General features: G+C 29.0%; 29 protein-coding genes, 1 pseudogene and 1 other annotated feature. Of the genes and pseudogenes, 22 read left to right on the forward strand and 8 right to left on the reverse strand.

The window, feature by feature from the left end; genetic code table 11:
• Positions 1–214 precede the first annotated feature (214 nt).
• From GPX08_RS05035 to GPX08_RS05070, 8 genes are all read left to right on the forward strand, one after another.
• On the forward strand, positions 215–583 hold the full coding sequence (locus GPX08_RS05035; protein WP_156625751.1) for a CoA-binding protein: 369 nt from the start codon (positions 215–217) through the stop codon (positions 581–583).
• A 27-nt stretch (positions 584–610) separates the two neighbouring features.
• Positions 611–973: a YccF domain-containing protein gene (locus GPX08_RS05040; protein ID WP_156625752.1), complete on the forward strand. Its 363-nt coding sequence runs from the start codon at positions 611–613 to the stop codon at positions 971–973.
• Between the two features lie 119 nt (positions 974–1,092).
• Positions 1,093–2,475, forward strand: a complete 1,383-nt coding sequence (locus GPX08_RS05045; RefSeq protein ID WP_156625753.1) for an MATE family efflux transporter — start codon at positions 1,093–1,095, stop codon at positions 2,473–2,475.
• 24 nt (positions 2,476–2,499) lie between these two features.
• A complete protein-coding gene (locus GPX08_RS05050) occupies positions 2,500–2,715 on the forward strand; it encodes a hypothetical protein (RefSeq protein WP_156625754.1) in 216 nt (71 codons plus the stop codon).
• A gap of 184 nt (positions 2,716–2,899) precedes the next feature.
• The gene (tnpA, locus tag GPX08_RS05055; RefSeq protein ID WP_156625755.1) at positions 2,900–3,376 is read left to right on the forward strand and encodes an IS200/IS605 family transposase; all 477 of its coding nucleotides are present in this window, start codon (positions 2,900–2,902) and stop codon (positions 3,374–3,376) included.
• A gap of 364 nt (positions 3,377–3,740) precedes the next feature.
• Positions 3,741–4,550, forward strand: a complete 810-nt coding sequence (locus tag GPX08_RS05060) for a methionine ABC transporter substrate-binding protein (protein ID WP_156625756.1) — start codon at positions 3,741–3,743, stop codon at positions 4,548–4,550.
• A 27-nt stretch (positions 4,551–4,577) separates the two neighbouring features.
• On the forward strand, positions 4,578–5,357 hold the full coding sequence (locus GPX08_RS05065) for an ATP-binding cassette domain-containing protein (RefSeq protein ID WP_156625964.1): 780 nt from the start codon (positions 4,578–4,580) through the stop codon (positions 5,355–5,357).
• On the forward strand, positions 5,354–6,019 hold the full coding sequence (locus GPX08_RS05070; RefSeq protein ID WP_156625757.1) for an ABC transporter permease subunit: 666 nt from the start codon (positions 5,354–5,356) through the stop codon (positions 6,017–6,019). The genes GPX08_RS05065 and GPX08_RS05070 overlap by 4 nt, the downstream gene beginning before the upstream one ends.
• Positions 6,020–6,120: 101 nt before the next feature.
• Here GPX08_RS05070 and GPX08_RS05075 read toward each other — a convergent pair.
• Both GPX08_RS05075 and GPX08_RS05080 read right to left on the reverse strand, forming a co-directional pair.
• Positions 6,121–6,285: pseudogene (locus GPX08_RS05075) on the reverse strand (GNAT family N-acetyltransferase); the annotation flags it as partial.
• A gap of 32 nt (positions 6,286–6,317) precedes the next feature.
• Positions 6,318–6,956, reverse strand: coding sequence for a hypothetical protein (locus tag GPX08_RS05080; protein WP_156625758.1), 639 nt, complete (start codon positions 6,954–6,956; stop codon positions 6,318–6,320).
• Positions 6,957–7,145: 189 nt separating this feature from the next.
• Here GPX08_RS05080 and GPX08_RS05085 point away from each other — a divergent pair, with 189 nt between their 5' ends.
• Entirely contained in the window at positions 7,146–7,310 is a 165-nt protein-coding gene (locus GPX08_RS05085) for a hypothetical protein (RefSeq protein ID WP_156625759.1), read from the forward strand.
• A 262-nt stretch (positions 7,311–7,572) separates the two neighbouring features.
• Here the strand turns inward: GPX08_RS05085 and GPX08_RS05090 are convergent, their stop codons facing one another.
• Genes GPX08_RS05090 through GPX08_RS05100 form a run of 3 tightly spaced genes read right to left on the reverse strand, consistent with a single transcriptional unit; the run spans position 7,573 to position 9,606 of the window.
• Positions 7,573–8,067 carry a hypothetical protein gene (locus GPX08_RS05090; protein ID WP_156625760.1) on the reverse strand — a complete coding sequence of 165 codons (495 nt, stop codon included), beginning with the start codon at positions 8,065–8,067 and terminating at the stop codon, positions 7,573–7,575.
• A 28-nt stretch (positions 8,068–8,095) separates the two neighbouring features.
• Positions 8,096–8,710: a DnaJ domain-containing protein gene (locus GPX08_RS05095; RefSeq protein WP_156625761.1), complete on the reverse strand. Its 615-nt coding sequence runs from the start codon at positions 8,708–8,710 to the stop codon at positions 8,096–8,098.
• A 5-nt stretch (positions 8,711–8,715) separates the two neighbouring features.
• Positions 8,716–9,606: a hypothetical protein gene (locus GPX08_RS05100; protein WP_156625762.1), complete on the reverse strand. Its 891-nt coding sequence runs from the start codon at positions 9,604–9,606 to the stop codon at positions 8,716–8,718.
• Positions 9,607–9,774: 168 nt separating this feature from the next.
• Here GPX08_RS05100 and GPX08_RS05105 point away from each other — a divergent pair, with 168 nt between their 5' ends.
• The 11 genes from GPX08_RS05105 (at position 9,775) to rplT (ending at position 19,802) form a co-directional block, all read left to right on the forward strand.
• Positions 9,775–10,650 carry a polysaccharide deacetylase family protein gene (locus tag GPX08_RS05105; protein WP_156625763.1) on the forward strand — a complete coding sequence of 292 codons (876 nt, stop codon included), beginning with the start codon at positions 9,775–9,777 and terminating at the stop codon, positions 10,648–10,650.
• A 9-nt stretch (positions 10,651–10,659) separates the two neighbouring features.
• Complete coding sequence (locus GPX08_RS05110) at positions 10,660–11,343, forward strand: DUF554 family protein (RefSeq protein ID WP_156625764.1); 684 nt, start codon at positions 10,660–10,662, stop codon at positions 11,341–11,343.
• 242 nt (positions 11,344–11,585) lie between these two features.
• Positions 11,586–12,674, forward strand: coding sequence for a BMP family ABC transporter substrate-binding protein (locus GPX08_RS05115; RefSeq protein ID WP_156625765.1), 1,089 nt, complete (start codon positions 11,586–11,588; stop codon positions 12,672–12,674).
• Between the two features lie 136 nt (positions 12,675–12,810).
• On the forward strand, positions 12,811–14,331 hold the full coding sequence (locus GPX08_RS05120; RefSeq protein WP_156625766.1) for an ATP-binding cassette domain-containing protein: 1,521 nt from the start codon (positions 12,811–12,813) through the stop codon (positions 14,329–14,331).
• Positions 14,331–15,419: an ABC transporter permease gene (locus GPX08_RS05125; protein ID WP_156625767.1), complete on the forward strand. Its 1,089-nt coding sequence runs from the start codon at positions 14,331–14,333 to the stop codon at positions 15,417–15,419. The genes GPX08_RS05120 and GPX08_RS05125 overlap by 1 nt, the downstream gene beginning before the upstream one ends.
• Entirely contained in the window at positions 15,419–16,363 is a 945-nt protein-coding gene (locus GPX08_RS05130; RefSeq protein WP_156625768.1) for an ABC transporter permease, read from the forward strand. The genes GPX08_RS05125 and GPX08_RS05130 overlap by 1 nt, the downstream gene beginning before the upstream one ends.
• 326 nt (positions 16,364–16,689) lie before the next feature.
• On the forward strand, positions 16,690–17,991 hold the full coding sequence (locus GPX08_RS05135; RefSeq protein ID WP_156625769.1) for a homoserine dehydrogenase: 1,302 nt from the start codon (positions 16,690–16,692) through the stop codon (positions 17,989–17,991).
• Between the two features lie 120 nt (positions 17,992–18,111).
• Positions 18,112–18,423: a rhodanese-like domain-containing protein gene (locus tag GPX08_RS05140; RefSeq protein ID WP_156625770.1), complete on the forward strand. Its 312-nt coding sequence runs from the start codon at positions 18,112–18,114 to the stop codon at positions 18,421–18,423.
• Between the two features lie 113 nt (positions 18,424–18,536).
• Positions 18,537–18,675: a sequence feature (ribosomal protein L20 leader region), on the forward strand.
• Positions 18,676–18,702: 27 nt separating this feature from the next.
• Positions 18,703–19,215: a translation initiation factor IF-3 gene (locus GPX08_RS05145; protein WP_156625771.1), complete on the forward strand. Its 513-nt coding sequence runs from the start codon at positions 18,703–18,705 to the stop codon at positions 19,213–19,215.
• 20 nt (positions 19,216–19,235) lie between these two features.
• Positions 19,236–19,433, forward strand: a complete 198-nt coding sequence (gene rpmI, locus GPX08_RS05150; protein WP_016206790.1) for a 50S ribosomal protein L35 — start codon at positions 19,236–19,238, stop codon at positions 19,431–19,433.
• 12 nt (positions 19,434–19,445) lie between these two features.
• Positions 19,446–19,802, forward strand: a complete 357-nt coding sequence (rplT, locus tag GPX08_RS05155) for a 50S ribosomal protein L20 (protein WP_136004198.1) — start codon at positions 19,446–19,448, stop codon at positions 19,800–19,802.
• A 276-nt stretch (positions 19,803–20,078) separates the two neighbouring features.
• Here rplT and GPX08_RS05160 read toward each other — a convergent pair whose 3' ends face one another.
• The gene (locus GPX08_RS05160) at positions 20,079–20,324 is read right to left on the reverse strand and encodes a hypothetical protein (protein ID WP_156625772.1); all 246 of its coding nucleotides are present in this window, start codon (positions 20,322–20,324) and stop codon (positions 20,079–20,081) included.
• Complete coding sequence (locus GPX08_RS05165; RefSeq protein WP_156625773.1) at positions 20,317–22,242, reverse strand: sulfatase-like hydrolase/transferase; 1,926 nt, start codon at positions 22,240–22,242, stop codon at positions 20,317–20,319. Before GPX08_RS05165 ends, GPX08_RS05160 begins: the two co-directional genes overlap by 8 nt.
• 396 nt (positions 22,243–22,638) lie before the next feature.
• Here GPX08_RS05165 and GPX08_RS05170 point away from each other — a divergent pair, with 396 nt between their 5' ends.
• Positions 22,639–23,541 carry a patatin-like phospholipase family protein gene (locus tag GPX08_RS05170; protein ID WP_156625774.1) on the forward strand — a complete coding sequence of 301 codons (903 nt, stop codon included), beginning with the start codon at positions 22,639–22,641 and terminating at the stop codon, positions 23,539–23,541.
• Positions 23,542–23,636: 95 nt separating this feature from the next.
• On the opposite strand, the gene GPX08_RS05175 is transcribed toward GPX08_RS05170, so the two are convergent.
• The gene (locus GPX08_RS05175) at positions 23,637–24,191 is read right to left on the reverse strand and encodes a hypothetical protein (RefSeq protein WP_156625775.1); all 555 of its coding nucleotides are present in this window, start codon (positions 24,189–24,191) and stop codon (positions 23,637–23,639) included.
• A 186-nt stretch (positions 24,192–24,377) separates the two neighbouring features.
• On the opposite strand from GPX08_RS05175, the gene GPX08_RS05180 reads away from it, so the two are divergent.
• A complete protein-coding gene (locus tag GPX08_RS05180) occupies positions 24,378–26,135 on the forward strand; it encodes an RNA helicase (protein WP_156625776.1) in 1,758 nt (585 codons plus the stop codon).
• The last annotated feature ends 45 nt before the right edge of the window (positions 26,136–26,180 follow it).

Here is a 26,180-nt window from a genome sequence, read left to right on the forward strand (position 1 = left end):
CATTTTAACAAAACTTAAAGATAATACTTGTGGAACAAGATATAACTATATACATTATTACTTTCAAGGATATAATTAATATAAGAAAATAATAATATTTTTTTAGAATTTTTTTAAATTTAGAGTATAATATACTATTTATAAAATCAGCTTATGTTGATAAAGTTAATTAATATACCTAGATTAAATATATGAAAAGTTGGAGGGTAAAGAAATGGATATAAGAGATATGATAAAACTAAATAATTGGGCTGTTATAGGAGATGTTTCAAATCAAAGTAAGTTTGCATATAAAATTATAGAAAAGTTTAAAGAAAAAGGATATACAGTTGCAGGTGTTCATCCAAGAGGGGGAGAAAATATATATAAGTCATTAAAGGATATACCATTCAGGGTAGAAGCTATTGATCTATGTATAAACTCAAAACTTGGTATTAAGTATTTAGAAGAAGCAAATGAACTTGGTATAAAGAATGTATTAATTCAACCAGGGGCAGAAAGTGAAGAAATACTAAAGTACTGCATGGATAATAAAATTAATGCAATAGAAAATTGTGCTTTAGTCCAATTAAGAAGTAAATAAAAAAATAATGGAATGGGGGAGTTTTAGATGTCGTGCTTAGGAAATATTATATGGATAATATGTGGAGGATTTTTTAATGCTGTAGGTTGGTTTTTTACTGGGTGTCTATGGAGTATTACAATAGTAGGTATACCAATAGGATTACAATGTTTTAAAATGGCTAAATTACAACTTGCTCCTTTTGGTAAAGAAGTTGTAACAATAAGTGATGGTAGCGTGAGTTTAATATTAAATATTCTTTGGTTAATATTCGGTGGATTTGCTCTTTGTGTTGCTAATATAGTTAGTGCTATATTTTTATGTATTACGATAATAGGAATACCTTTTGCAAAACAATCTTTAAAATTAGCTAAACTTTCATTAATGCCTTTTGGAAAAGAAGTAATTTAAATTTTAAATTTTTGCATATATTAAATAAAGATATTTATTATTAACTTTTATAGTAGTATTATAGTATTTATATGCTAAAAATAAATTGGAATTATTTATTTACAAAAGGAGAGATATTAATGACAAAAGCTAAAGTTAATTTAGGTGAGGGGTCTGTTGGAAAGTTATTAATAAGTTTATCCCTTCCTGCAATAATAGCTCAACTAGTTAATGTACTTTATAACATAGTTGATAGAATATTTATTGGGAGAATGGCAAATGGTGAAGTAGCAATGGCTGGTGTTGGGGTTGCTTTTCCACTTATAATGATAATTTCTGCATTTTCTGCTTTAGTTGGCATGGGCGGAGCGCCACTTGCAGCAATTAAGATGGGGAAAAAAGATAATGATGGTGCTGAAGAGATTTTAAGTAATAGTTTTTCTACATTAATTATTATTGGAGCTATATGCACAGTAGTATTTCTAATTTTTAATGAAAAGCTATTATGGGCATTTGGAGCTAGTGATGCAACTATTGGTTATGCTAAAGAATATTTAAATATTTATTTAGTAGGAACTGTTTTTGTACAAATAGCATTAGGTATGAATTCTTTTATAAATACCCAAGGATTTGCTAAAATTGGTATGACTACAGTAATTATTGGTGCAATTACAAATATAGTATTAGATCCACTATTTATATTTGTTTTTGACCTTGGAGTAAAAGGTGCTGCTTTAGCAACAATACTTTCTCAATTTGTGTCTGCAATATGGGTTTTAAAGTTTTTATTCGGAAAACAAAGTATTCTTAAGATAAGAAAGAAGTATATAATGCCAAAAATGAAAGTTTTACTACCGATTTTTGCACTTGGAGTTTCACCTTTTATTATGCAAGCAACTGAAAGCTTAGTTTTAATTAGTTTAAATAATAAGCTTTCTATGTATGGAGGAGATTTAGCTGTAGGTGCAATGACTATAATGAGTAGTATAATGCAAATAATAACTATGCCATTACTAGGATTATCACAAGGTGCTCAGCCTATAGTTAGTTATAACTTCGGTGCTAAAAACATAGAAAGAGTTAAGAAGACATTTAAATTACTTTTAACTTGTTGTTTAATTTATACAATAATAATGTGGGGAGCATTAATGATATTCCCTGAAGTATTTGTTGGAATATTTAATAATAAGCCAGAACTAGTGGAAATAACATCATGGAGTATGAAAATATTCTTTGCAGGAATATTTATATTTGGAGCTCAAATAGCATGTCAACAAACATTCTTAGCGTTAGGGCAGGCTAAAATTTCTTTAATAATGGCTATTTTAAGGAAAATAGTTTTACTAGTACCATTAATATTCATACTACCTATGTTTGTTAGTGAAAATAATAAGCTTGCAGCTGTTTTATTTGCAGAGCCAGTATCGGATATAGTTGCAGCTTTAACCACAATAACAGTATTTATTATTTTTTATAAAAGGACTTTAAATAAAATAGTAGAAGATAATATTAATAAAGTCTAATAAAAATGTTTGGGGGATAAAATTTTGGAAAGTGAAACAAGTAAAATACCTTTTATAGAAATTAAAACCTATGAACAAGCTTATTATTATAATTCAGATCCAAGTGATAGAATGAATTATAATAAGTATAAAGTAAAGCCAGAGAAAAATAAAAAATTCAAGATGAGCAAAACTTTAGGTGAAGTAATAGGAACTTCTGTAGAAGGGGTCTTAGAAATATTATTCTCGTTTTTAGATTAAGATTTTACAAACTAATATTAATATATAAAGGTGAACAACTTGAGTTGTTCACCTTTTATTTGTATTGAAAACCACTGGCTATGCCGGTGGTCAAAAGGGCTTAAGCTCTGAACAAAAAAACTCCTATGATAAAATTAAAACGACTGACAATCGTAAAATAATAAAATCATAGGAGGTGTGTCGTATGGGTAACGACATAGAAAGCTTAGCACATACAAAATGGAGGTGTCAATATCACATAGTATTTGCACCGAAGTATAGAAGACAAATAATATATGGAAAATATAAAGTGGAGATAGGAAAAATATTAAGAACTATATGTATGAGAATAGGAGTAGAGATAATCGAAGCGAATGCATGTAAAGATCACATACATATGTTAGTGGCTGTCCCACCTAAAATGAGTGTGGCAAAATTTGTGGGAACATTAAAAGGTAAAAGTAGCTTAATGATTTTTGATAGATTTGCACATTTAAAGTATAAATATGGGAATAGACATTTTTGGTGTAGAGGATATTATGTTGATACAGTAGGAAGAAATAAAACTGCAATTGCAAAATATATACAAAATCAAATCGAAGAAGATCAAATAGCAGAGCAGATAAGCATGAAAGAATATATTGATCCCTTTACGGGATCGCCGGTAAAAGGTAGCAAATAAAAAAACACCCGATGAGGGTGTTAGCTGTAAAAGTTTTGCGATTGGCAGTTTTTCAGAGCACGAGTAGTGCTGCCAGTACCATGCCCTTATAGGGCTTAATAAAGCCACCAGCTAAGCTGGTGGTACATGACTATCATCAAATGAATATAAGTTAATAAATGACTGTGGAAATAGATAGATAATAAACATTTTTTTGTTTTGATAAAGTAATTATGATATTGTATACAAAAAATCAAATTATAAAATTATTCCGATGGGAATACAATGAAAATATCACTTATACAAATAATTGGAAATATATTGAAAATACATTTAATCCTAGCTATAATGATAAACAATAATAAAATAAAAGAGGGGAAAAATTATGAAAAAAAGATTTTTAGCATTAGCATTAGCAACAGTAATAGCAGTAGTAGGGCTAGTAGGGTGTGGAAAAAAAGAAGTTAAAACTACAGAAATTAAAGTAGGGGCAACAACATCGCCCTATGGAGATATACTAGAGTTTTTAGTACCGATTTTAGAAGAGGAAGGAATAACATTAGAACCAATTATAGTTGATTCAAGCGCTACTCTAAATGATGCATTAAAAGCTGGGGATATTGATGCTAATTTCTTTCAACACATGCCATATTTAAAGGAGTGGTCAAGTAAACATGATTTTGAATATTATGCATCAGAGCCAGTACACTTAGGACCAGTTGGTTTTTATTCAAGTAAAATTGAATCAATTGATGAGCTTAAGGATGGGGCAACAATAGCGGTATCAGATGATCCATCAAACCTTTATAGACAGCTATTATTGCTTGATAAGCAAGGAGTTCTAGAAGTTACAAAGGGATTAGATCCTACAAAGGTATCACTAGATTCAATTAAGTCAAATCCAAAGAGTCTTAAGTTCGTTGAAGTTCCTCAGGCTCAAATTCCAAGAATGCTTCCAGATATAGATGGAGGATTAATTGTTGCCTCATCTGCTTTAGATGCTGGTCTTGATGTTAATAAAGCCTTGTTTAGGGAAGAAGATGCAAAGGATTCTATATATTCTATAGTTCTTGTAACTAAAAAGGGAAATGAAGATAATGAGGCTTTTAAGAAATTAGATGAGGCTATTCATTCACCTGAAGTTAAGAAATTTATAGAGGAAAAATACAAGGGTGCAATAATTCCAGCATTCTAAAGGGAGTGACTATATTTGGTAGAAAATATGATTGAAATAAGAAATTTATCAAAAACATTCAAAAGTAGGCAAGGTGAGATGGAAGTTCTAAAAGGAATAGATTTAGATATAAAAAAAGGTGAGATTTTTGGTGTTATAGGTTTTAGTGGAGCAGGAAAATCAACTCTTATTAGATGTTTAAATGCTTTGGAAATACCAGAAGAGGGAAGCATTAAAATTGGAGATAAGACGATTACTTCATTAAATAAAAAGGAGCTACGAGAAGCAAGAAAAGAAATTGGAATGATATTTCAACAATTTAATTTGCTTGAAAGTAAGACAGTATATGAAAATATAGCTTTTCCCCTTAAGATTGCAAATTATCCAAAGGAAGAGATTCCTCAAAGGGTAAGGAAACTTTTAGAGATAGTTGAATTAAGTGAAAAGGAAGAGGCTTATCCAACTCAACTAAGTGGAGGACAAAAACAAAGGGTTGGAATTGCAAGAGCTTTAGCAAATAATCCAGAGGTGCTTCTAAGCGATGAAGCAACCTCAGCTCTTGATCCATTAACAACCTATTCAATATTAGAGCTTTTGAAAAGTATAAACAAACAGTTTGGAATAACAATAGTACTAATTACTCATGAGCTTGATGTAATAAGGTATTGTTGTGATAATATGGCTGTTATTGAAGATGGTAAAATAACTGAGAATGGAACAGTAAAAGGGTTATTTTTAAATCCTAAGAGCAACACTGCAAAGAGGTTTATAGAAATAACAAGATCTTTTCAAAATAACTTTGTATTTGAAGGAGGAGAGGGGATATGAGTACTTCAATGAGTGAGATACTAATAAAGGCTATTTTTGAGACTTTGTATATGGTTGTATTAACTGGAGTATTTGCATTTTTCTTTGGATTCTTATCTGGAATTTTACTAGTTGTTACGGATGAGGGGGGCATATCACCAAATAAAGTTTTTAATAGGATATTTGGTGGAATAATAAATATAGTTAGAAGTTTTCCAAGTATGATATTTATTGTTGTGTTATTGCCTTTATCAAGGCTTATAGTTGGAACAGCCTTAGGAGAAACAGCAGCAGTTGTTCCTTTAGTTATTTTAACTTCTTGCTTTATTGCAAGGGTTGTTGAAAGTAGCTTAAAGGAAGTTGATAAAGGGAAGATTGAAGCGTCGATTTCTATGGGAGCAACTCCAATACAAATAATTTTTCAGGTTATTATTCCAGAAAGCCTTCCTTCTTTAGTTAGAGCTATAACATTAAGCGTAATAACTATTATTGGTGCAACAGCAATAGCCGGTGTAGTAGGAGCAGGTGGTCTTGGGAGTATCGCTATCAGGTATGGATATCAAAGGTTTCAAGATGAATATATAATTGCTACAGTAATTATTTTAATTATTATTGTACAAGGAGTGCAAATTCTAGGGGATTATATAGTGAAGAAAATATATAGAAGGAGACATAGTGGGTAAATTTTATAGAATGCGAAGGAGCCTTTAGCATATTGCTCTTGGCCTCCATCGCAGGCTCCAAGTTGGCTTACGCACAATATGTTAAAGACTCTTGCATAATCTCAAATATATATATTCTTTTTCATATAATAACGTTTATGTTCCATTGGAGAGCAGTCTAATACCAAAAAAACTTTATATCCATATTTAATGTAGAAATCTGTTGCTTGAAAATCAAAGGTATCTAAGTGAATTAAATTGTATTCTTCTTTTGTACTTTTTTTCACAGAATAACTTTTCATATTTAACTTCTCCTAGTTTAACATATAGATTTTTTATATTTGAAATGAGTACCGTAAATATTCATTTTACCATCAATTATCTTAATGAATGAGTTATCATAGAGTCCATAAATTGTTGTAAACCGTGATGCCTCATAAATAGCTTTTATACCAGCATCACTTATGGAATCTAAATGAGGATAAATATTTATATCTACAAGGCCAATGCCCTCATAAATTTCTAGCTTTGGAATATTATCATTTAGGGTACTTGGCAATACAACTCTTTTAGCCATATTTATTGAACCTGCACTCATACCAATAGTAAGACCTTCCTTTTTCTGCAGAATTGGAATTAGGTTATATTCTTTCAAATACTTAATCTGTTTAAGTGTATCGCCACCTGAAATCCATATAACATCAGCTTCCTTTGTATATTCCATTGCCATTTCTTTCGTAATTCTATCATCAATGATATGAGTATCATTAAATATAATCCCATTGTCTTTAAACCTCTTTAAAAATGTGTTTGTATGTTTGTCTGTTTTTGAATGGACTGTGAAATCAGAGGCAATAAGCACGAAGGAACCAGTATTAACATAATGTTCCTTTACACATTGAATGAAATCATCAGTAAATCCATTAGGAAAGGCGCTAGTTAAGATTGATACCTTCATTTTTTACCTCGCTTTGTATTCTTTATAGCAAGAATAATTTAAAGTTCCTTTATATTGATATTATACATAAATATGGGATATAATACTATAAAGATATTAGTTAACGAAAGTTATATATTAGTTAAAAATATAAAATTGTTTTCTTAAAGTGAATAGGGCACTGTTTATATATTTAAAGAGGTGAAAAGTATGGATATTAATGTTTTACTTATTTTTAACTTACTAATAGTATTAGCAATACCCATTGCTATTGTAGTATTTGTTATTAAAAGTTTAAGTAATCAAAATAAAATGAGAGAAGAAATTAGAGAATTAAACTTAAAGTTAGAAAAACTATCAGAAAAGATAAAATAAGAATAAAGAAAATAAGATGTCTATTTATAAAATAGATACATATTATGCGTATGTCGACTTGGAACTTGTGACAGTAAGGTAATGAAACTTTCATATTTAAGAATATATACTTATTAGAAATTCAGCTTGTCTGAATTTCATCCTTTAGTACCAATATATTAAAGAATGTAATAATAGAAAAAAAGTATATATGTTGTGCGTTAGTCGACTTGGAGCCTGCGACGGAGACGAAGCACAACATATATACTTTTTCTATGTTACATCAAACCCTCTTATGAATTCTATCTAAGTAGAATGATATTAATAAACTTAAAGCATAATCGTATACTAAAAATACTGGCTGAGCAACTACAAATAATAAGCCTATTGGAAGTTTTGTTATTTCTATTGCTACAAAGGAATTAAATACGAAAATAGATAAAACTAGGACTATATTAAAAAATATAAGTTTTAAAATTATCTCTACTGGAAGCTTATTAATTTTTTCAATAAAGTATTTTACGATTCCATAAAATCCAAAGAATAATATATAAAGTAATACAATATTTATTGGAAGAATAAAGAACCCTATAATTGATGATGATATATAAACTAAGATTGAACTCTTTATAGAGCCCCTTATTAATGCAACTGGTATTAAAGCAGATGCTAAGGTTAAAATACTAATTGTACTTATAGGTAATAATAAATTTAAATATAGAATAACTATGGTAAGAGCTGTTAAAGCAGCACTTACAGTCAATTCTCTTGCTTTCATATTTTATTCACCACCAATACTATATTGTCTAGCAACAGCCTATAAGGTCTCCACCCATACATTCACACATAGAGTCTAAGCACCATAAGTTTATACAACAATCACATGCGTTTGCTGAATTTGCACCAGTAGTTCTATAATAATTATTGCTGTATGCAGAAGTTCTTTGGTGTAATGAATTTAAAGTCTGTCTATATTCAAAATTATTAGGATCCATATTTACAGCAATTTGAATATGTTTAAGACCTCCATCAAACCATCCCTTATTAGTTAATAAAACTCCATATAAAAAGTTCCATTCTGCATTTCTGTTTTGAATAGAATTTAATCTTCTTTCAGCTTCTTGTAAATTTCTATTTTGAATTAACATTCTAATTTCTTGGAGAGAATAAGAATCATTAGAATTATTATTTGATGAATTACTATAAGAACTATTATATGAGTTGCTAGATGAAGCATCTCCATTTTTAGCTAACATATCATATGCTTGATTAATTTCTCTCATTTTTTCTTCAGCTAAATCTTTTAAAGGGTTATCACCGTATTGATCTGGATGATATTGCTTTATTAAGTTTCTATAAGCTTTTTTTATTTCTTCTTGACTTGCACCTGGTTTTAATCCAAGAACCTCATATGGATTCATTATGGTCACTCCTTCTTATCTTCACTAGTTTTTTTAAGTATTCCAAGGTATTTATCCATCATACCTAATTCTAGAACGTTTCTTAATATATCTTCATTCCTTTTAATAGGTAATCTATCTAGAATTTGTTTACAATTAAATGAGCAATTTAAAATAGTAAATTCAAGTCTATCCTTAAATAATGGAAGCAATTCTTCATAAGGTAGCTTATCCTTATTAAATAAAAAGTTAATAGGGTTAAATTTATTTTTATCCATATCTTCCTTTAAATCATCAAAGGCATCAACTAAGTATATCCATTTTCCTAAGGTATATCCGAGGTTGTATAAATCATCCCTTATATCTATAGTATCTTCAACTAAGGTTTGAGGATATGATTTTAATATACTTCCAACAATATGACTAAAAGGATGAGCAATTTCATCTATAGTAGAAAAGTCTTTATTTTTTTCTAAAGCACTAAGTTCTCTTAAACTTTGCTCAATTATATTACTTATATCTTCAATGTTTGAGTTTACTTTCTTTTCATAAGGTAATAATATTTTTTCTAAAATCTTTGATTTTAGATTATTATCATCCTCAACATCATCTTTAACTTTATAATAGTATAAAGTTAAGTTTATAGCAGCTGCATATTCAAGTGCATCATTATTCATAATTATTGGTTTCTTTTCAATAGGATGAACTATACAGCGTTTAATTTCTACACTAGGTTCTTTTGTAGATAGAGAATCTAAAAGTACGGCTAAAAATGTCATATCATAATTTAGAACCATTCTTGGAAGATTGCCTGCACTGCTTTTAATATGCATACAAAGTCCACAATAGTAGCTTCTAAATTTAGTGAAATCCTTAACTTTAAGCTCAGCTTTTAGAGGAGTTACATATCCAAACAATAAAAACACTCCTTAATATTAGTTTAGATTAATTATACAAAAATAAAATATTATTAACAATGCTTTAAACAAATTTTAGAAAATATTAAAGAAATAGAAACAAATACAAAAAGTGTTGACAATAAAATCAAGCAAAGGTATATTTTGAGTATAAATGGAGGGGATATAATGAAAAAAATAATTAGTGTTTTAATTTCAGTAATAATTATTGTATTAATAGCCTTTGGGGGATATAAATATTTTAATAAAAATTCAGAACTTACAAATCTAAATGATACGCAAAATGAAGAAATTAATGGAAATGAAGAGCCAATTATAGATGAAAGCGAAAATGATAATAAAGATAAGATTAATGAAGAGGATTATGTTACATTAAATATTGAGGATGTAAAAGTTCCTATATTAATGTATCACTCAATTTCTGATGCGGATCCAAATAATAGTTTACTTGTTCCACCTGATATGTTTAGAGAACAAGTTAAATACCTTAAAGAATCAGGATTTACTCCAATGCTTTTAGATGATGTTGTTGAAGCCTTTTCAACAGGACATGTTCCAAAGAAACCTGTTGCAATTACTTTTGATGATGGATATTCAGATAATTATACAGAAGCATATAAAATATTAAAAGAATATGATGTGAAAGCTACATTTTTTATAATAACTAATAATACTGATCAAGATGGTTATTATTTAAACTCAGAACAGCTTAAAGAAATGAAAAGTGGTGGTATGGGAATAGAAAGTCATACATCAAGACATTTAGAATTCACAAATATATCTAGGGAGGATAAGAAAGCTATTATAAAAGAAGCTGTAGATACTTTGAATGAAAAAGTTGGAGTTGACAGTAAATATCTTTGTTATCCTGTTGGAAGATATGATGATGAAACAATTGAAGTAGCAAGAGAAATGGGAGTCGAAGCTGCAGTTACTACTGAAGGTGGAATTGCCACTGCTAATGATGGACTACATTCCTTAAAGAGAGTTAGAATGTCACCGATGAATATAGAAGCTTTTAAATCTATATTCTCAGATTTTTAGGAGATAGCAATGTTAGGAACAATAGTTAATTGTATAACAATAGTAATAGGGGCCTTTTTAGGCCTTTTTGTTAAAGGGAGAATGAATGAAAATATAAGTAAGACAATAATGAATGGACTGGCTTTATGTGTAATATATATAGGTATATCTGGTGCTTTAAAAGGTAATAATACTATCGTACTGATAATATCTATTACTATAGGAGCTTTTATTGGAGAAGTAATAGACATAGATAGCAAGCTAGAATCTTTAGGTAAATCAATAGAAAATAAATTTAGTGAAAACAAAGGTGATTCTAAAATTGCTGAAGGATTTATTACCTCTACCTTATTGTTTTGTGTTGGGGCAATGGCAATAGTTGGAGCTTTAGAAAGTGGAATAAGTAATGATCACAGTACATTATTTGCTAAGTCTTTATTAGATGGTATAAGTTCTTTAATATTTTCATCAACATTAGGAATAGGAGTAATGCTGTCAGCCATAAGTGTATTTGTCTATCAAGGAAGTATTACTTTAGCAGCAGGGCTATTATCAAATGTTTTAAGTGATGTAGCTATTAATAATATGTCAGCAGTAGGAAGTTTATTAATAATTGGATTAGGACTTAATATGTTAGGAATAACAAAAATAAAGATTTCTAATTTACTTCCTAGTGTATTAATTGCAATATTACTTAGTTTTATTAACTTATAAAAAAAGTTTGAAAAATTATGAAAAGTCATATAAAAAGGTGCTTTTTAATAAAAAAGTTTTTTATACGTAGGTTTTGGTAATATTTACATATTATTAAGGGATTTATTTAAGGATTTTCGCTATTAATTCAGTAAATAAAACTTTTTTATTTGTTGAAATAGCGAACTATATATTGTATAATCTTTTTGAAAGTTCGAAAGATAAAACTAGTGTCAATACAAAAGATTAAGGAGGATTTTTTTATGAAGAAAAAAACGATTGCTTTAGCTTTAGCAGCGCTAATGGTTACAGGCTTAGTTGGTTGTGGAAATAGTTCAAGCAGTAATGCAGAACAGTTAAAGGTAGGTATGGTAACTGATGCAGGTACAATAGACGATAAGTCATTTAATCAAGGTACTTGGGAAGGAATATTAAAGGCTAAAGAAGAATTAAAAGTGGATGCTAACTATTTAAAGCCAGCTGGAACTACTGAAGCTGATTATATGAAGGAAATAGGAAACCTTTATGATACTGGCTATAAGTTCATAGTAACTCCTGGATTTAAATTTGAAACTGCTATTTTCCAAGCACAAGAGAAGTATTCAGATGCTAAATTTGTAATTATTGATGGTTCTCCTAACAATGGTAAAACAGGAAACGACAGAGTTGAAAAAGTAGGCGATAATGCAGTTTCAGTATTTTTTGCTGAAGAGCAAGCAGGATTCTTAGTAGGAGTTGCAGCAGCTGTTGAGTTAAAAACAGGTGATTTAGGCTTTATAGGTGGTATGGAAATTCCATCAGTTCAAAAGTTTAACTGGGGATTCCAACAAGGAGTTAAGTATGCTAATGAAAACTTAGGAACTAGCATGAGCTTAAAAGCTGAAAATATAGTTTACCAAGGTACTTTTGATAATGTTGCAGCTGGACAACAACTTGCAGCAACAATGTATGATAATGGTGTTAGAGCGATATTCACAGCAGCAGGTGGTGTTGGAGTTGGATCTATAAATGAAGCTAAAACTAGAGCAGCAGCTGGAAAAGAAGCTTGGATAATTGGTGTTGACGTTGACCAATATACTGATGGTGTTATGGATAATGGTAAATCTGTTATACTTACTTCAGCTATGAAGATGATAGATACTGCTACATATGATATAATTAAGGATGAATTAGATGGGAATTTCCCAGGTGGAAAAACTTTAACTTTTGATGTTAAAAATGATGGAGTTGGTCTTCCTAAAGAAAATCCAAATTTAAGTTCAGAAACTATCTCTAAAGTAGATGAAGTTTACAACAAAATTAAGAATGATGAGATTAAAATAAGTGCTGAACAAGGTGATTTAATTAAATAGTCATTCACACCATAGATATACTAAGGAAAAGGCGGAGGTACCGTCTTTTTCTTCTATAAGGAATGATCTAGTTTAATTTTCCATAAAAAGATAATATATCCATAAAATTAAAAATAATAAAATAGGGAGGATACTCATGAGTTATGTAGTAGAAATGCTCAACATTCGTAAAGAGTTTCCTGGGATTGTAGCTAACGATAATGTTACGTTACAACTCAAAAAGGGGGAAATCCATGCTCTTTTAGGAGAAAATGGAGCCGGGAAATCAACATTAATGGGAATGTTATTTGGAATGTATCAGCCGGAGGCTGGTGTCATTAAGGTTAAAGGAAAGGAAGTTAAAATTTCTAGTCCTAATGTAGCAAATGAATTAGGAATAGGAATGGTACACCAACACTTTAAACTTGTAGAAAACTTTACAGTAACAGAAAATATAATACTTGGTCTAGAACCAAAGAAGTTTTTAACTGTAGATATAAAGTCTGCAGCTAAAAAGATTGAAGAGTTATCTAAATCTTATGGATTAAATGTAGATCCTTATTCAAAAATTGAAGATATTTCTGTTGGTATGCAACAACGTGTTGAAATATTAAAGATGTTGTATAGAAATGCTGATGTATTAATATTTGATGAACCAACAGCTGTATTAACTCCGCAAGAAATAGAAGACTTAATAAAAATAATGAAGAACCTTATAAAAGAAGGAAAGTCAATTATCATTATTACTCATAAATTAAAAGAAATAAAGGCAGCAGCAGATAGATGTACTGTAATTAGAAGAGGAAAATATATTGGCACAGTTGATGTTAAAGAAACATCAGAAGCTGAAATGGCTAAGATGATGGTCGGAAGACAAGTATCCTTTAAAGTTGATAAGAAAGAAGCTAATCTTGGTGAAGAAGTACTAAACATTGAAAATCTTTCTGTTAAGAACAATAAAAAAGTACTAGGACTAAAGAATTTCTCATTAAAGGTTAGAAGAGGAGAGATTGTTGGTATTGCAGGAGTAGAAGGAAATGGGCAATCTGAATTAGTTGAAGCTCTTACTGGTATGAGACCTGTAGAAAGTGGAAGTATATTCTTTAATGGAAAAGACATAACTAAATTATCTATTAGAAATAGAATTGATGAAGGAATAGCTCATATTCCAGAGGATAGACATAAAAGAGGACTTATTTTAGATTATAATATGGAAGATAATATGGTGTTAAAGGTATATAAGAATAAACCTTTCTCCAAAAATGGACTTATAAATAGAAAAGAAGTAGAAAAATACGCTAATGATATTATTGAAACTTTTGATGTAAGATCAGGTGAAGGTGGTAAATCTATGGCTAGATCTTTATCAGGTGGTAACCAACAAAAAGGTATTATTGGACGTGAAATTCAATCAAACCCTGATTTATTAATTGCTGTTCAACCAACAAGAGGACTTGATGTAGGTTCAATTGAGTATATTCATAAGAGATTAGTAGAACAAAGAGATAATGGTAAGGCTGTTCTTTTAGTTTCGCTAGAGTTAGATGAAGTTTTAAATGTTTCAGATAGAATTGCTGTTGTAAATAATGGTGAACTAGTTGGTATTGTAAATGCATCTGAAACAGATGAAAATGAAGTTGGATTAATGATGGCAGGAATAAAGAGAGGTGAAAGCTAATGGATAAGAATCAAGGCTTAAAATCTATAATGGCGATTGTACTTGGATTAATCGCAGGAGCATTATTAATGTTAGTTATGGGCTTTAATCCTGTTGAAGGATATAAATACCTATTTAAAGGTGGATTAATGAATTCAGAAAGAATAGGTAATACAATAGCAACTGCTACACCTTTAATGCTTACTGGGCTTTCAGTTGCTTTTGCCTTTAAGACAGGTCTATTTAACATTGGAGCTCCAGGACAAATGTTATTTGGAGGATTTTGTTCAATCGCGGTTGGATTAACTTTAGATCTTCCTAAACTTTTATTAGTACCAGTGGTAGTTATTGCTGGTATCCTAGGAGGAGCTATTTGGGCAACAGTTCCAGGACTTTTAAAAGCTAAATTTAATGTTCATGAAGTTGTTTCTTCAATTATGATGAACTGGGTAGCTTATTGGCTAGTTTATTATGGTGTTCCTAAATATTTTAAAGGTGAGTTCCTAGAAACAGAATCAAGAATGCTTTCTGATAATGCTACACTAAGAGTAGAATGGTTATCAAATATGTTTAAGGGTTCTTATATAAACTTGGGTATTTTCTTAGCGATAATTGCAGTAATAATTATATGGTTTATATTAAATAAAACTGTATTAGGATATGAATTAAAAGCTGGTGGATATAATAGATTTGGAGCAGAATATGCAGGTATGCCAGTTAATAGAAATATAGTATTTTCTATGATGATTGCAGGAGCTTTAGCTGGTCTTGCTGGTGCAATTCAATATACAGGTAACTCAAATATAATGCAAATTGGTGTTATGCCAACTCAAGGATTTGATGGTATAGCTGTTGCTTTACTTGGAGCAAGCAATCCAATTGGAGTAGTATTCTCATCATTATTCTTTGGAGTATTATACGTAGGAAAAGGATTTATGAATGCTGCAGTTAAGGTACCACCAGAACTTGCAGATACTATAATGGCTACAATAATTTACTTTGCAGCAACAAGTATGGTAATGGATAAAGTAATTAAGAAATTTAAAAAGAAAAAAGATAAAGATTCAAGTAATAATGGTGATTCTTCTGAAAGGGTGGTGGAAAAATAATGTGGAGCATAGTTGAACAAATTTTTCCATATGCAATTGCCTACACAATACCTTTATTAATAACTGCTTTAGGAGCATTATATTGTGAAAGAAGTGGTATTGTAAACATAGGGCTTGATGGACTTATGATAGTAGGTTCCTTTGCAGGTGCCTTAACAGTTTCTAAGCTTCAAGCAAATGGAGTAGCAGGAGCTTTATGGATTGGACTTTTAGTAGCTGTTATAGTTGGAGTTTTATTCTCACTATTACATGCTTTTGCAAGTATAAATTTAAATGCAGACCAAGTAATAAGTGGTACAGCCATCAATATGATAGCAGGAGCTTTAACTGTATTTTTAGCAAGAAATATTACTGGTAGTGGTAATATAAGAGTTAACTCTTTTATACCAAAAGATGTTCCTTTCTTATCAGAAATACCAGTTATAGGACCGCTATTTTTCACTAAAGTATATGCAACAACTTGGCTTGTTATAGCTATCCTTATAATTAGTATATTTATATTATATAAAACTAGTTTCGGTTTAAGATTAAGAGCGTGTGGAGAGCATCCTCAAGCAGCTGCGGCAGCTGGTGTTAGCGTGTTTAAGATGAGATATCTAGGGGTTATGATATCTGGTGGAATGTCAGCTTTAGGTGGAGCAATAATATTATTAACTTATTCTGGTGAGTTTAATGGTAGCGTTGCTGGACTTGGATTCTTAGCATTAGCAGCTTTAATATTTGGTCAATGGAGACCACTTGGTATTTTAGGTGCAACATTCTTCTTTGGATTTGCATCAACTATAGCAAATGTATCTCAAGCAATACCATCTTTAGCTACAATACCAGGGGTGGTATTAAAGATATTCCCATATGTAGTTACATTAATAGCGTTAGTTTTATTCTCTAAATCTTCACAAGCGCCTAAGGCGTCTGGTGAACCTTTTGACACTAGTAAAAGATAGATATGAGCTGCCTTCGGGCAGCTTTTTTATTGTGAATTAATAATTAAAATAAATTCTTGAGGATGTGATTTATTCCAAATTACAGAAGGCGATTTTTTTAAAACTCTTAACGATTTTTTATTTTTTATAATAGTATTTTTGCAAAAGAAAATATTATAACGAAAATAATAATAATTAGGTAGAATAATAATAAATTGATTAAAAAACTTAAAATTTTTTACAAAAAATTAAGTTATAATGGTAAATTTTTAAATATATTAGTATAATAGATATATTAGCAATAAGTACTTGATTTAGTGCTAAATATTTAATAAGGGGGAAGCGAAATGAAAAAAGTCAAAATTGCTTTATTGGGGCTAGGCAATGTAGGACGAGGCGTTTGGATGATTCTAAATTCAAACAAGGAAGAAATAATGAAAAGATCAGGCTATGAAGTAGAAGTAGCCAAAATATTAGTAAGAGATACTAGTAAAACAAGAGGAGTTGATGTTCCATCAGAATTATTAACTACAGATTTTAATGATATCGTAAATGATGATGATATTAAGATTGTTGTAGAAGTAATGGGTGGAATTGAACCGGCAAGAGAATATATGCTTGCAGCTATGGATAAGAAGAAGCATATAGTGACTGCGAATAAAATGCTGCTTGCAACTGGTGGAGATGAACTTTTTGAAAAGGCTGATAAAGAAGGCGTAATGTTTAATTATGAAGCTAGTGTTGCTGGTGGAATTCCAATAATAAATGGTATAAATGAAAGTTTAACAGCTAATAAAGTTGAAAGATTATATGGTATAGTTAATGGGACTACAAATTATATTTTAACTAAGATGGCTTTTGATGGGTTAGATTTTAGCGAAGCATTAAAAGAGGCTCAAGAAAAAGGATATGCTGAAGCAGATCCAACTTCAGATATTGAAGGTTTTGATTCTCAATATAAACTTGCTATATTATCATCTTTAGCTTTTGGTACTAAAATAAAAGTTGATGATGTTTTTAGAGAAGGTATAACTAAGATAGAGTCAGTAGATATTAAATATGCTGAGGAGTTTAAGAAGGTTATAAAGCTATTAGCTATAGTTAAAGATAACAAAGGTAAATTAGAGTTAAGGGTACATCCTACTATGATACCTGAAAATCATCCTTTAGCAAATGTGTATGATTCATTTAATGCAGTATTAATTAAAGGTAATGCTGTTGGAGATTTAATGTTCTATGGTAGAGGTGCAGGTGATTTACCTACAGGTAGTGCAGTGGTTTCAGATATAGTATCTATATTAAGAAGTAATATTGAAAATGACAATTTAAATCCTGTTGTTAAAAACAACTTATGGGTAAAGGAAATTTACAGTATTGATGAAATAGAAAGTAAATACTATATGAGATTAACAGTAGAAGATAGACCTGGAGTGTTAGGAGAAATAAGTTCAGTATTTGGAGAAAAGAACGTTAGTTTAAGATCAGTAATACAAAAAGGTTTAGATGTAGACAATCAAAATCAAGTAACTATAGTACTTGTAACTCACAAGACTAAGGAAGGTAATGTGAATTCTGCTATTGAAGATTTATGCAAATCTAATTTCGTTTACAAAATAAACAATTTAATTAGAATAGAAGATTTTAATTAAGAAAAATATAAGGGCAAATTAAAGTAAGGAAGAATTACTTTGATTTGCCTTTTTTTATTTAATGTATTGTATATAGAAAAGCAAAGGAATATAATAAGAGAAAAACAATAGGAGAATAGTATGATTAAATCAATAAATAGTACTCAAGCTGAAAGACTTATTAAAGATAAAAAAGACTTAGTAATCTTAGATGTAAGAAGACTAAATGAATATAAAGAAGGTAGATTATTTAATTCAATTAATATTCCAGTAGAAGAATTAGAATGGGAAGTATCTGAGATAGAAGAATATAAGGAAAAACCCATTTTAGTTTATTGTAAAGTCGGAGTAAGAAGTAGTGTTGCATGTAACTTTTTAGAAGAAGAAGGATTCAAAGAGTTATATAATTTAAGAGGCGGCATATTAGATTTCAGCGGAGAAATAGAAAATTAAAACATAAATAATACAAAAATTATATAAAAAAACGAATAAATAGTTTTATTATTGTATAAAATAAATATTATAAAATAATTGACACAAATTAAAAAAAATGATAAAATACATTGTATGTAAAGTAGAAACAGCCGTTTCTCACCTTACGGCTATGCTTAGTAGGGTAATTAGTTTTAATAATATCTAGTTTATGTAACTAGGTTTTTATAATGACTAGAGGGCGGCATTAGTCCTCTATTTTTGTTGTGTATTTATTTAAAATTTTGGAGGTGACTTGATATAAGTAAGGATTTTACTTGTAATGAAGCAATTAGAGTTAAAGAAGTTAGAGTAATTGGGGATGATGGTTCACAATTAGGAATACTTCAAACAAAGGAAGCTCAAAAAATGGCATATGAGAAGGAATTAGATTTAGTAATGATTTCTCCTAATGCAAATCCACCAGTATGTAAGATAATGGATTTAGGAAAATATATTTATGAGCAATCAAAAAAAGAAAAAGAAGCAAAGAAAAAGCAAAAGGTTACTACTCTAAAGGAAATTAGATGTAGTTTAACTATTGAAGAAAATGATATCGCTATAAAAGCGAAAAATGCTAGAAAATTTTTATTAGATGGTGATAAAGTTAAAATCACTGTTAGATTTAAAGGTAGAGAAGCACAATTAGGACATATAGGACAAAGAATATTAGAGAATTTTGTTTCTAAGTTAGAAGATGTTTGTGTAGTTGAAAAACCTGCAAAACATGAAGGCAGAAATATGACAATGGTTGTAGGGCCAAAGAAAGCATAACTTGAGAGGAGATTAGTATTATGCCAAAAATGAAAACCCACAGAGGTGCAGCAAAAAGATTTAAAAAGACTGGAACTGGAAAATTAAAAAGAGCTAAGGCTTTTAAGAGTCATATATTAACTAAGAAAAGTTCAAAGAGAAAGAGAAACTTAAGAAAAGCTGCTTATGTTTCAACTACTCAAGAAAAAGCAATGAAGAAATTATTACCATATTTATAGGAGGTTTGAAACATGGCAAGAGTTAAAAGAGCGGTAAATTCACGTAAAAATCATAAAAAAGTATTAAAGCTTGCAAAAGGTTACTATGGTGGAAAGAGCAGATTATTCAAAACTGCTAATGAATCAGTAATAAGAGCTTTAAGAAATGCTTATGTTGGAAGAAGATTAAAGAAGAGAGATTTCAGAAGACTTTGGATAGCAAGAATAAATGCTGCTACAAGAATGAATGGATTATCTTATTCAAAATTCATAAATGGAATCAAATTAGCTGGAATAGATATGAACAGAAAAATGTTATCTGAAATAGCTATAAATGATCCTAAAGCATTTGCAGACTTAGTAGAATTAGCAAAGAACTCTCTTAAGTAATTTAATAAAATTATAGTAGGACTTTGCTTATTAATAGATTTATAGAGAAATAAATTTATTAGTTAAGTCTCATAAAAAGGAGCTAATGTTAAGAAGATTAATATCTACTTAGCATTAGCTCCTTTTTTATAAAATGTTCCCTTTTAAAATAATATACATTACCAAAACTCAATTAAAACAGACCATTAAAAAAACTCCCTAAGGAGTTTTAAAGTAAATTTAAATAAATAATTTCCAAGGAGTTAAATCTTAATTATTCATTATATATTTCTAATTTTAAAGCCATGCCTTAATCAATATATTTTCTATATATCTTGCAATGACATTGTAGAAAAATATTATTCCTCCACAATAAACTGTGTTCAATATAATTGGTTTAAGGTCATCTTTTGCTTTAAATCCTTTTATACTTTTATGTATGAAGAATAAGGCAATAGCCCAAGGGACAATATCTTCTATTGATACAATAGGCATTATAAACATAATTACTATTAAAATCTTTAAAACTACTTTATTATTCATTAATACCAGCCTCATCTCTATAATAATTTCCTCTTATCATCTTGTCACTTATATCTATCAGACTTTCTACATTCTTCTGTTCTTCTTCAGTTAATCCGTTATGAAGTAGTTCTCTATTTGAAAGAATTACATAATCTTTATTAGTATTTAATAAATTTCTCCCTAACGTTAATGAATTAGAATAATCCTCCTTTGGCGCTCCAAATAAATAAGCTAGAGTTGGTAAGGTATCAACTTGTCCACCGTATATTGAAAAGGTCTTTCCTTCAAGATCTTTATTATAAATAATCAATGGAATCTTTCTATTGTTTTCTTCCATCCAAGGTTCTAATCCTTTAATACTAGCTACTTCATCATCATAGAATTTATGAACGCCTTCATGATCTCCATAAATGACAACAACTGTATTATCTAAAGTTCCATTTTCTGATAAGCTATTAATGAGTTCACCTAAATATTTATCTGTATAATGAATTGAATGGAAGTATCCACCCAGTCTAGTGCCTTCTATATTAGATGGTAACTTAAGTGCCTTTTCTTCATCTGGAATGTCAAAAGGAGAGTGACTTGTTAATGTTACTGTATATGCTAAGTAAGGTTCTTTAATCTCCTTTAAATTATCGCCAAATTGCTTTAAATAACTTTTATCAGATACACCTAGGTTTATTTTATCAGTTGTATCATAATCAGTTGAGTCTAATGTAGTGTTGTATCCTATTGATTTAAGATTAGTTAGCCAATTCCAGTAGGATCCCTTATCTGGATGAGATGCTAAGGTATCATAGCCCATCTTCTCAAATATATTAGGAAAAGAATGATCATATGTATTATTAGGATATCTAAAAAATGTTGATCCTTCTCTTACAGGAAATACTGATGTATTAGTAATTAGTTCTGCATCAGAACTTGTCCCATTATAAGTCTGTTCATAAAAGTTATTAAAATATAGAGAGTTACTAAGTAATTTATTTAAATTAGGTGTTATTTCTTGCCCATCTATCTTTTGATTTACTATGAAAGTTTCTAATGATTCCCATTGAATTAATAATAAATTTTTGCCCTTCATTATTCCGCTATATTCATTATCAGAATTATTTTCTTTTAAACTTGATAAAGTCTTTTTAACATTTTCAAGTTCTTCGCCTTCAAATACATAAGGTTTAGATTGCTCATAGAAATTATAGGCATCGAATATATGGTAACCAATAGGACTTAAATTTGACATTGTCTGATTAGGTGCCCAAGAGTTTACAAAAACAAATTGATTTGCAAAGGATATCTTTTTAATATCTATTTTCACTCTAGCGTAGCCAAGGTAAATTAAACTTACTAATAATATAGATAGTCCACCGACTATATTTCTTTTATAATTTATAGTACTTTTTCTACATTTTATATTTCTAAAAGCAATTATTACTAAATCTATAATAAATAAGATATCTACCATTCTAAACATTGAGATTATTGAACTACCTAAGTTGTCCAAATTACTAGTCATCTTAAACATATGATAATTTAAAAATACAGCATTACTTCTAAAGTACCACATATCACCAATAATAATGAATGTGAATAATAAATTCAAAGTCCAAAAAGCCCATTTTTGAACTTTTTCATTGAAGAAGAAACCTAATGATAGAAAAGCTGAGTTCACAGTTATCCAAACTAAAATTGGTGGCATTGAATAGAAAGCTTGCTTAAGATTAACTCCGTTTGCTTTATCATCTGAAATAAGTAAAATAAATACTAAAGTCTTAATTAATAACATTCCTAATGTTGTTAAAAAGTCTTTATTTTTAACTCCTTCGATGAATTTTTTCTTTATTCTTAATGGTAAATTTTCTTTTATAACTATTTCCTCATCATAATTTAACATAAATATGTCCTCCTCCACTAAAATACCTATTAATAATAACATATTCCTTCATAATATTATATTATCTTTATCTTAAGATTTATATTTATTATATTTATGTGTAATATTTACTCCTTCAATGTAGAATGTTCTTATATGAAATATTTATTACTAATATAAAATATGTTTAAATATTTTACTAAGGAGGTTAGTTATTATTGTGAAATTTAGGTAAATATTGATATAAAAAAGTGAATAAGTTATAATTTAATCCATAAGAAGAACAATATTTAATATTGATTTTGTGTAATATTCAATGATTTTAATATGGAATTAGTAATAGTTAAATAACTTATGAAATTTTGAAATATAAACTTAAGAAAGAGGAATTAGCAAAAGAGAAGTAGTTATTATATAATGAAGAATAATTACTAATGTTATAAAAAAGAGGGGATTTTTATGAAGATAGGATTGGTATTATCTGGTGGTGGAGGTAAAGGTGCTTATGAACTTGGTGTCTTTAAGGCCTTAAAGGAACTTGGAATAGATAAATACATAGAGGTATTTTCTGGCACCTCTATAGGAGCTTTTAATGCAGTTCTATTTGCGCAAGATGATATAGATGCTGCAGAAGCATTATGGGAAGAAGTAACTATAGATAAGCTTATACCAATTAGTAAGTTTGAGTTATTAAAAAAAGGTATTGGACTATTTATTGGTGGTAAAAATTTAAATGTTGCTAAAAAATATATGAATCAAAAAATTAATGAAGGTGCAGTATCTAAAGATGGTGCTAGAGAAATAATTAATAAGTATCTGGATTTTGGAAAAGTAAAAGAAAATAATAAAATTTGTTATGCAGCATGTACAGAACTTCCAGACTTTAAAGTGAAATATTTTAATGTAAGTAACCATGATGAAGAGATGGGAAAAGAAATAGTTATTGCATCAGCATCCCTTCCATTAATATATGAAGCCACAGAATTATTTGGGGGGAAGTATATAGATGGTGGAGTTACAGATAATACACCTATTCAGCCTGTATATGGAGAAAACTGTGATATTATAATTGTAGTTTTATTATCTAGAGAAGTTAGGGTAGATAGATCCTTATATCCAAATACTCATATTATTGAGATCTTTCCAAGAAATTTAAATGAGAATGTTATAAATGGTACTTTGAATTTAGATGAAATAGCAAAAAGGGCAAGGATAAGAAGTGGATATGAAGATGCAATGTATATGCTAGAACCAATTATGAAGATGACAGAATTAAAAGTCAGATTAGAAGAAGAGGAAAAGAATCCAAAACTTTATAAAGTATTTAATAAAGTTAAGAAAGTTATAAATAAAGAAAAATAGTTATAATAATATTCAATAAACTTTAAATAATAACGCCCATTGATTTAGCTAGATTGCAAAAGTCAATGGGCGTTATTATTTGAAGTTTTATTTTACTAAGAAATTAATTCTTCGATAGTATTTCTATAATCATTAGTAAGGCCTTCATATACAAATTCTTTTTGAGTTATTTCTAATAAATCACTTGGCTTAATAAGGCTTGGACATTTGTTTGAATTATAAATATTGCTATTAATCAATAGTTGGGATACAAATTCTGAACAAAAGTATCTATTATTTCTTTTAATAGGCCTTTGTAGTACAACTCCGAACAAGCCAATTAAGTTATAACCATATCTTTTTTCACTATTAATAAATTCGTTAAGTTCTTTTTTTAATAAATTATACTGATGATTGCTGATGGTAACTTTATAAATTACACATTTACTATTTTCAAATTTTTTATATACACCATCTTTCAAGTTTTCTTGTACAAATCCACCTATAAAAGGTATGCTTGGATATATTCTTCCAAAGGAGTACATCTTATCAAAAGAATCATCAAAGCTTATAGATACATGAACATATTTATCTTTAGTATATAAGTAGATGCATTTGGACAGTATAGTTCCAGTGTTGGAAAATACTAAGTAAATATTTTTCTCATTCATTTTGTAAATATCCTCCAATTGATTTTCTATAGTTATTATTATAATAGAAAAACCTTAATAAATCCTTAAGAAAATTTAAAAATAATCAAAAATATTAATTATGTGTTCATAAAATTTAAAATAAATAAGAAAAATAATGATATAATTTATAAATAAGAATTTTTATTAATAATAAGAGGTGAGAATTTGAAGAAGAACGCACTACAAAGAGAGTTCAAGAAGCTAAAATCACAAATTAATCATATAAAAGAAATTGCATATAATTCCAAGGTAGGTGCTTTAATTGAACAAGAAAGCGCATTAAGGAAGAAATTAAGATTACTTAAAGATATGGAAAATGAGGGATTTAAGGATTTCTCATCAGTAAAAGAAGAATATGAAGAACTTTTAGAATATGTTTCTAAAAAGTTGTTAGATGATTATAACAGAAAGAATAATACTGATTTTGATTTTTATGAGGTTGTTAGGGGGAATTATAATAGCTTTATTAATTCAGGTTTTATGTCTGTATTAACTAAAATGCATATTCCTAAGTTGATTTCAAAAGAATTTCAAGAGAACTTTCCTAAAAATCCAAAAGATGAATATATCTTAGCTAGAAACATTAAAAGAAAAGTTATAGTTCATTTAGGTGAAACTAATACTGGAAAAACTTATAATGCGGTTGAGAGACTTAAACTAGCTAAAAATGGTGTTTATTTATCACCTCTAAGAATTTTAGCTTTAGAAAATTATGAAAAGTTAAATAATCAAAATATAGTATGTAATTTATTAACTGGTGAAGAAGAAATAATAAAAGAAGGTGCAACACACACTTCTTGTACTATAGAGAAGCTAGACATAAAAAAAGAATATGATATAGCAATTATTGATGAAATTCAAATGATAGATGATTCTCAGAGAGGAGCAGCGTGGACCAGAGCTTTACTTGGTCTTAGATGTAAAGAAATACATTTATGTGGTGCTTTAAATGCTAAAGAAGTAGTTGAAAGAATATTAAGTGACTGCCAGGATGAATTTGAGTTTAAAGAATATAAGAGAAGTATTCCTTTAGTTGTTGAGGATAAGAATTTTGATCATAAAGAAGTAGAAGCTGGGGATGCTATAGTAGTATTTTCTAAAAAGAAAGTATTACAAATAGCTGAGCAGTATTCAAGTGAAGGCATAAAGGTAAGTATAATCTATGGAGATTTACCTCCAGAGGTAAGAAGAAAACAATATGATATGTTTATAAATAAAGAAAATAAAGTTCTTGTAACTACTGATGCTATTGGCATGGGAGTGAATTTACCTATTAAAAGAATAATATTCTTGGATATTCAAAAGTTTGATGGTGAAGAGGTTAGAAATTTAACTTCTCAAGAAGTTAAACAAGTAGCAGGAAGAGCTGGAAGAAAAGGAATATATGAAGTTGGATATGTGGCAACTGTAAGAGGAAATCAGAGGTTTATAAAAGATAAGTTAAGTGAAAAAGATAGAGTTATAAAAGAAGCTGTAATAGGACCTTCAGATACTATATTAAACATAAAAAGCTTACCTTTAAATGAAAAACTTGCTTTATGGGCTACTAGAGAAGAAAGCCTTGATTATTATAGAAAAATGGATATAAATGAGTATTTAATTATCTTAGAGAGTATCAAGAGATTTAAATTAAAAGAAGAAACTCAGTGGGAATTATTAAAAATACCTTTTGATATAAGCAAAGATGAACTTATGAATTGTTTTTTAGGATATATAGAGGAATTATTTATTCTAAAAAATAAAGTGATAAGTAGACCACAGTGCTTTAAGGGGAACTTAGATGAACTTGAAATATATTATCAAAGAATAAATATGTATTATTCCTTCTGTAAAGTATTTAAGTTAGAGTTTGATTTTAAGTGGATTTATGAAGAAAGAATAAAAGTAAGCAATGAAATTAATGAAATATTGGTTAGACTTTAATAGTAATATGGTATAATGATGAAAAATAAAGCTTATTAGGAGGAT

Origin of the sequence: Clostridium tertium (assembly GCF_902652255.1) — a bacterium.
In the GTDB taxonomy this organism is placed as follows: Bacteria; Bacillota; Clostridia; order Clostridiales; family Clostridiaceae; genus Clostridium; species Clostridium tertium_A.

Coding starts and splice junctions, on each gene's coding strand:
- GPX08_RS05045 (WP_156625753.1), top strand. CDS start 1,093: ATGACAAAAGCTAAAGTTAATTTAGGTGAGGGGTCTGTTGGAAAGTTA.
- GPX08_RS05040 (WP_156625752.1), top strand. CDS start 611: ATGTCGTGCTTAGGAAATATTATATGGATAATATGTGGAGGATTTTTT.
- GPX08_RS05125 (WP_156625767.1), top strand. CDS start 14,331: ATGGATAAGAATCAAGGCTTAAAATCTATAATGGCGATTGTACTTGGA.
- GPX08_RS05130 (WP_156625768.1), top strand. CDS start 15,419: ATGTGGAGCATAGTTGAACAAATTTTTCCATATGCAATTGCCTACACA.
- GPX08_RS05175 (WP_156625775.1), bottom strand. CDS start 24,191: ATGAATGAGAAAAATATTTACTTAGTATTTTCCAACACTGGAACTATA.
- GPX08_RS05160 (WP_156625772.1), bottom strand. CDS start 20,324: ATGAATAATAAAGTAGTTTTAAAGATTTTAATAGTAATTATGTTTATA.
- GPX08_RS05065 (WP_156625964.1), top strand. CDS start 4,578: ATGATTGAAATAAGAAATTTATCAAAAACATTCAAAAGTAGGCAAGGT.
- GPX08_RS05070 (WP_156625757.1), top strand. CDS start 5,354: ATGAGTACTTCAATGAGTGAGATACTAATAAAGGCTATTTTTGAGACT.
- GPX08_RS05080 (WP_156625758.1), bottom strand. CDS start 6,956: ATGAAGGTATCAATCTTAACTAGCGCCTTTCCTAATGGATTTACTGAT.
- GPX08_RS05105 (WP_156625763.1), top strand. CDS start 9,775: ATGAAAAAAATAATTAGTGTTTTAATTTCAGTAATAATTATTGTATTA.
- GPX08_RS05165 (WP_156625773.1), bottom strand. CDS start 22,242: ATGTTATTATTAATAGGTATTTTAGTGGAGGAGGACATATTTATGTTA.
- GPX08_RS05090 (WP_156625760.1), bottom strand. CDS start 8,067: ATGAAAGCAAGAGAATTGACTGTAAGTGCTGCTTTAACAGCTCTTACC.
- rplT (WP_136004198.1), top strand. CDS start 19,446: ATGGCAAGAGTTAAAAGAGCGGTAAATTCACGTAAAAATCATAAAAAA.
- GPX08_RS05085 (WP_156625759.1), top strand. CDS start 7,146: ATGGATATTAATGTTTTACTTATTTTTAACTTACTAATAGTATTAGCA.
- GPX08_RS05140 (WP_156625770.1), top strand. CDS start 18,112: ATGATTAAATCAATAAATAGTACTCAAGCTGAAAGACTTATTAAAGAT.
- GPX08_RS05095 (WP_156625761.1), bottom strand. CDS start 8,710: ATGAATCCATATGAGGTTCTTGGATTAAAACCAGGTGCAAGTCAAGAA.
- GPX08_RS05060 (WP_156625756.1), top strand. CDS start 3,741: ATGAAAAAAAGATTTTTAGCATTAGCATTAGCAACAGTAATAGCAGTA.
- tnpA (WP_156625755.1), top strand. CDS start 2,900: ATGGGTAACGACATAGAAAGCTTAGCACATACAAAATGGAGGTGTCAA.
- rpmI (WP_016206790.1), top strand. CDS start 19,236: ATGCCAAAAATGAAAACCCACAGAGGTGCAGCAAAAAGATTTAAAAAG.
- GPX08_RS05035 (WP_156625751.1), top strand. CDS start 215: ATGGATATAAGAGATATGATAAAACTAAATAATTGGGCTGTTATAGGA.
- GPX08_RS05110 (WP_156625764.1), top strand. CDS start 10,660: ATGTTAGGAACAATAGTTAATTGTATAACAATAGTAATAGGGGCCTTT.
- GPX08_RS05115 (WP_156625765.1), top strand. CDS start 11,586: ATGAAGAAAAAAACGATTGCTTTAGCTTTAGCAGCGCTAATGGTTACA.
- GPX08_RS05170 (WP_156625774.1), top strand. CDS start 22,639: ATGAAGATAGGATTGGTATTATCTGGTGGTGGAGGTAAAGGTGCTTAT.
- GPX08_RS05120 (WP_156625766.1), top strand. CDS start 12,811: ATGAGTTATGTAGTAGAAATGCTCAACATTCGTAAAGAGTTTCCTGGG.
- GPX08_RS05135 (WP_156625769.1), top strand. CDS start 16,690: ATGAAAAAAGTCAAAATTGCTTTATTGGGGCTAGGCAATGTAGGACGA.